General features: G+C 63.5%; 5 protein-coding genes. 2 read left to right on the top strand and 3 right to left on the bottom strand.

Annotated elements, in window-relative coordinates:
- Positions 1-257: 257 nt before the first annotated feature.
- Both QRN48_RS15565 and QRN48_RS15560 read left to right on the top strand, forming a co-directional pair.
- A complete protein-coding gene (locus QRN48_RS15565; RefSeq protein ID WP_285351582.1) occupies positions 258-1,010 on the top strand; it encodes a response regulator in 753 nt (250 codons plus the stop codon).
- Positions 1,007-2,083, top strand: coding sequence for a sensor histidine kinase (locus QRN48_RS15560; protein WP_285351581.1), 1,077 nt, complete (start codon positions 1,007-1,009; stop codon positions 2,081-2,083). The genes QRN48_RS15565 and QRN48_RS15560 overlap by 4 nt, the downstream gene beginning before the upstream one ends.
- Before the next feature lie 18 nt (positions 2,084-2,101).
- Here the strand turns inward: QRN48_RS15560 and QRN48_RS15555 are convergent, their stop codons facing one another.
- From QRN48_RS15555 to QRN48_RS15545, 3 genes are all read right to left on the bottom strand, one after another.
- A complete protein-coding gene (locus QRN48_RS15555) occupies positions 2,102-3,166 on the bottom strand; it encodes an AI-2E family transporter (protein ID WP_285351580.1) in 1,065 nt (354 codons plus the stop codon).
- A gap of 121 nt (positions 3,167-3,287) precedes the next feature.
- On the bottom strand, positions 3,288-4,118 hold the full coding sequence (locus tag QRN48_RS15550; protein ID WP_285351578.1) for a DUF4892 domain-containing protein: 831 nt from the start codon (positions 4,116-4,118) through the stop codon (positions 3,288-3,290).
- 233 nt (positions 4,119-4,351) lie between these two features.
- A complete protein-coding gene (locus QRN48_RS15545; protein ID WP_285351577.1) occupies positions 4,352-5,185 on the bottom strand; it encodes an alpha/beta fold hydrolase in 834 nt (277 codons plus the stop codon).
- Between the last annotated feature and the right edge of the window lie 390 nt (positions 5,186-5,575).

Raw genomic sequence — 5,575 nt, 5'->3', positions numbered from 1 at the left:
AGCACAAGCCCTTGGTTACTTGGGGCTTTATCAAGTAACTCGCCGAAGGCGAAACACGAGGCCGTTAGGCCGACGCTGTTGATCTGGCGCAGTCAGCCACCCCGCAAGGCCTGAGGATGTACCCGACTTGATACATTCAAGACACCCCACCGACACCTCCCCACCCCACCCTTTCGCCCCGCGCGCCAGCGAAGTAGCATGGCCGCGTCGACTCCTACCCGCGGCCCCATTCGGCAGCACAACACGGCGGCAGTACCATGCAGATACCTCCCGGCACCACCACCGCCACCTCGCCAGCCGAAGAGCGCCGCTGGAACACCCGCGCGCTGATCGTCGACGACGACATCCCGATCCGCGAACTGCTCTGCGACTACCTGGCCCGCTTCAACATCCACAGCACCGGTGTCACCGACGGCAACGCCATGCGCCAGGCGCTCGCCGAGGAGAACTACGACGTCGTGGTGCTCGACCTCATGCTGCCGGGTGAAGACGGGCTTTCGCTGTGCCGATGGCTGCGCAGCTCGTCCGACATCCCGATCCTGATGCTGACCGCCCGCTGCGAACCCACCGACCGCATCATCGGCCTCGAACTGGGCGCGGACGACTACATGGCCAAGCCCTTTGAGCCGCGCGAACTGGTGGCGCGCATCCAGACCATCCTGCGTCGCGTACGCGATGACCGCACCGAGGAACGCGCCACCCTGCGCTTCGACAACTGGCGGTTGAACAGCGTCCTGCGCCAGCTCACCGCGCCGGACGGCCTTGTCGTGCCCCTGTCCAACGCTGAATTCAGGCTGCTGCGGGTATTCCTCGAACGTCCACGGCGGGTGCTCAACCGCGAGCAGTTGCTCGACGCCGCCCGAGGACGCTCCATCGAGGCATTCGACCGCAGCATCGATCTGCTCGTCTCGCGCCTGCGGCAGAAGCTGGGCGATGACCCGAAATCACCGCAGTTGATCAAAACGGTACGCGGCGAGGGCTACATGTTCGACGCCCGGGATATTGGTTGATCCGCTCGGCCGACACCCTGTTCGCCCGGCTGTTCGGCGGAGCGCTGCTGGCCATCGTCCTGGCCCACCTGCTGGCGTTCGTCTGGTTTCATTACTACGGACCACGAATGCCGCCGCCCGAGTGCGCTCGGCCGATGGCCAGCCAGACGCAGCCTTCGCCGACTTCCGGCAGCACGTTGTCTGACAAAAACGACCCGCGCCCCGGGCCACCGTGCCGACCGCCCCTGCTGGGTATTCCGCTGGTGCCGCTGCTGTTTCAACTGATCACCCTGGTGATCGCCGCGTGGTTCGGCGCCAAAGCCCTGAGCCGGCCAATTCGCCGGTTGAGCGAAGCGGCCGAGCGCCTCAGCGAAAACCTCGACAGCCCTCCCCTCGCTGCCAATGGGCCACGGGAAGCGCAGCAGGCAGCGCTCGCGTTCAACCTGATGCAGGAGCGCATCCGCGACCAGGTGCAACAGCGCGCACGCATGCTCGCCGCGGTGTCACACGACCTGCGCACGCCCCTGGCGCGCCTGAAACTGCGGGTCGAGCAGATAGAAGACCTGCGGCTGCACGGGCAAATGAGCCAGGACCTGAACGACATGATCGGCATGCTCGATGCCACCCTGACGTACCTAAACGAGCAGCGCACCAGCGAAGCGCTGCAATATTTCGACGTACAGGCGCTGATCGAATCCATGGCTGAGAACGCCCAGGACAACGGCGATGACATTCAGGCGAGTGGCACCTGCCGACCGTTGAATTCCCAGCCCATGGCCCTGCGCTCCTGCCTCAACAACCTGATCGACAACGCGCTGCGTTACGCCGGCCACGCACGCGTGGAAAGCGAAGACACCAGCGACCTGCTGCGCATCCGCGTCATCGACCACGGCCCCGGCATTGCCAGAGAGCTGCGCGAAATGGTGTTCGAACCGTTCTACCGCGTGGAAGGGTCGCGCAATCGCAACTCGGGTGGAGTCGGCATCGGCATGACCATCGCCCGCGAAGCAGCGCGCCGGATGGGGGGTGACTTGCACCTTGAGGAAACCCCCGGCGGCGGGCTAACGGCCGTGCTGGAGTTGCCGCGCACCTGAGCGTCCGCGCAGGGTCATTCACTCGTTGCTCGCTTCGATCGCCTGTCGGGCGCGACTGTCGCCCACCCAATCGAGCAGCAGGCTGTAGGCCACCGCCAAGAGCGTCGGACCAATGAACAGGCCGATAAAGCCAAACGCCAGCAAGCCGCCAAACACCCCAAGCAAGACAATCACCAAAGGCAAATTGCCGCCGCGACTGATCAGGTACGGCTTGAGCACGTTATCGACTCCGCTGACGATGAACGTGCCCCACAGACCGAGAAAGATCGCCATGCCGTAATCACCACGCCAGGCCAGCCACGCCGTGGCCGGGATCCAGATCAGCGGCGGGCCCATGGGCACAAGGCTGAGCAGAAAGGTCCCGATACCCAGCACCAGGGCGCCCGGCACGCCGGCAATCAGGAAGCCGATCAAGGCCAGCACCGCCTGGGCCGCTGCCGTCCCGATCACTCCGTTCACTACCCGCTGCACCGTGCCTGCCACAAGGTCGAGGTAATACTGCGCACGGTCACCGATCAGCCGTTCCAGCAGGCTGAGCACGAACGCCGCCACCCGTGGTCCGTCGCGATAGAAGAAAAAAACGAAGACGATGCTCAGGGTCAGTTCGAGAATGCCCCCGCCGATCTGCGCGCTGCGCGCCAGCAGCCAGTTGCCGACCTGGCCCAGATAAGGTTTGACGCTGGCCAGCAAGGCAGCGCCCTGTTGGTCAATGGTGTTCCAGTAACCGACCAGCCGTTCGCCCACCAGCGGGACGCCCGCCAGCCACATGGGTGGATCGGGCAGACCGTCCACCTGCACGTCCTTGATGAAGCCGGTGGCGTCGCGCACGTGGTCTGCGAGGTTGAAACCCAGCCAGACCAGAGGCGCGAGCACCAGCACCATCCAGCCTACGGTCAAAATGGCGGCGGCAAGTGACTCGCGTCCCTTGAGCGCCCGGGTCAGCAAGCGCATCAGCGGCCAGCTGGCAAAAGCCAGCACGGCGCCCCAGAACAGCGCCGACCAGAACGGCGCCATTACCCACAGGCAAGCGCCGAGCAGCGCGAGCAGGAGTATCTGCACCAACAGGCGATCGTTATTGAACATGGTCATTCCGCACAAGGATGGGGATATCTGAGGAGCATACCGGTGAACCCCGTCGCCCGCCTGCTCTGACCATGCAGCCTGGAGATGCGCGCCAGAGGCACCGGTTCGAGGTCAACTGCGCTTAACGAATGAGCTGCAAGGTCAGACCGGGATTTTTACCATCACCAGCCTCCAGTCGCGCTGCGCGTACGCCTTTGGCCACAAGCGCCTGACGCCAGGCCTCGCGTTGCTCTCCAGAGAGCGTGACGCGCAATGTGCTGTCCAGATTCAACCCGCGGGACAGCAAGGTGATCCAGGGCTCCTGCGGTTCGGCGGTCAACATTGGCAGCTCAAGCTCACCCGTACTTTTCAGCTCACGCAGCAGAGTTGACGACGTCGGCAGCACATCGCCCAGAGGGGTGCTCGCCTGGAATTGTTCGACATGAAGGAAAGCGCGGCGGTTACCGCGAGTGATGCCATACAACGCCACCAAGGTGTTGTCAGCCGGGGCAGCCAGGCGCAGCAGCAGATAGGACTGGCCGTTATCGGCGCCGTACAGCTTGGCGTTGCCGAATACTTCGTTGGCCCACAGGCTGCTTTCGCCGCAGTCCCGCGCCTGACACCAGAACAGTAGCTGTGCGCCCTGCTGCTGCAATGCCTCACGTGCGGCGGTGAATGCTTCGTCGGCGCTGTGCTCAACCGGCAATTGGTAGGTGATGGCGGTGACATTGCCGCGCCCGGAAACCTGTCCGTCGAACCGCAGCTGGCCGCTGATCTTGCGTATAGAGCCCAGCGGGTAGATGCGTTCCAGCTCGACGGCCGGGCGATAGTCGACGATTTCTGCGTCGGTCAGTCTGGGCAGATTGGGCAGGTCCTGACTCCCGGGAACGTCGGCGGCATGGGTGATGGTGCTGAGGCCGGAGAGCAGCAGCGCTAACGCGAGCGTGCGGGTGAAGGTGTGGCTGAACGTCATGGATGCACTCATGGCAGGTCAATCGGCGAGGCAGCCATTGAAGCGGCAGGCAAGGCAATCGGCAGGCAAAACAAAGCCGCGACAACGCGCGGCGTGCTGAAAAATAAAAGGTCGGGGCTTAGGCAATGGTCCATCGTGCAGTCTCCTGTTTCAACTGCCCCAGCGTCGGCAGTTGCAGGTCGCAAGTCAAGGAACGGCGAAGACGCGATTGAAACAGTCTGCAACAGAGCCCGTCATGCGCGCGCCCTTTCAAGCACGACGTCGGGCTTCGTGCTGCCTTCTTCTTCCGCCCAGCGGGACATCAGGGTCCTGAGCATGAGCGCTGTGTCTTCCGGGTATTCGAGGGGAAACATATGCCCGCCAGGTACGCAAAGGTAGACGCCTTTGCGCATGCTTTTGACAGACAGCGCATGGTGGCGGCGCACCACGTCACTGCTTTCGCCGCGCACCATCGCAAGCGGAACCCGCAACTGACGGGCAAGGCCCGGACTGGTGTGGGGCACGCTGCGGTAAATACTGATTTCGGTCGCCGGATCAAAACGCAGCCGCAAACCGTCTCCATCCGCTTGCAATCCATGGCGCAAATACGCCTCGAAGCACTCGGGGTCGAAACGCCGAAACAGGGACTTGCCGGAGAAATACTGGCGCGCCGCCTCCACGCTGCTGAACACTTCACGACGCCCCAACGTCCGGCCTGCGGGCGTGATGCGATCGATAAAACCCAAGCGCTTGGCGGCACGAATCATCCATTGATCGAAGCGCGTCAAGACCGGCGAATCCAGCATGACCACGCCCCGGTACAACTCGGGATGACGCAGCGCGGCATGGTAGTGCAGCACGCCGCCCAGCGAATGGCCCACGCCCCAGACGGGTTGCGGCAGCTGGCGCAGGTGATGAATCAGCTCATCCACCAGCTCCGGCCAGTTATCGGTCACCGGGAACTGGGGATCATGCGCGTGCTGCTCCAGATGGCAGATCTCATACTCGGATCCCAGCGCGGCGAACAGCTTGCCGTAGGTACCTGACGGAAATCCGTTGGCGTGAGCGAAAAAAAGAAGTTGGGCCATGCCGACGCATCCAGGGCAACCAGAACAAGCCGCGATTGTGCGCACCAGCTGACCGGGCCGGCAATGATCGGAACTGCCATCGATGAGGCCACTCCGGTCATGGGGGCGTTTATCTGGGCGGGAGGGAATGACCGCCTATCTCTCCAAAACGGCAACCGGCGGCAACGCGGGGGCGACCGGGACGGCATTCCCACGCGGAGCATGAAAACGATCAAGCGTTATACCCCAAGGCTGATGGTGCCCAAACCGGCCTCTTCCCGGCTAAAGCCGGTCCCACTAACAGCAGCGGGTACGGTCAGTGGGACCAGCGCCAGCCGGAAAGAACCAGTCCCATCAACAGCAGCGGGTACGGTCAGTGGGACCAGCGCCAGCCGGAAAGAACCAGTCCCA

Source organism: Pseudomonas sp. ME-P-057 (assembly GCF_030208975.1).
GTDB lineage: Bacteria > Pseudomonadota > Gammaproteobacteria > Pseudomonadales > Pseudomonadaceae > Aquipseudomonas > Aquipseudomonas lutea.
The sequence above is the reverse complement of the archived record's forward strand: the minus strand, read 5'-3'. Positions and strand labels throughout refer to the sequence as shown.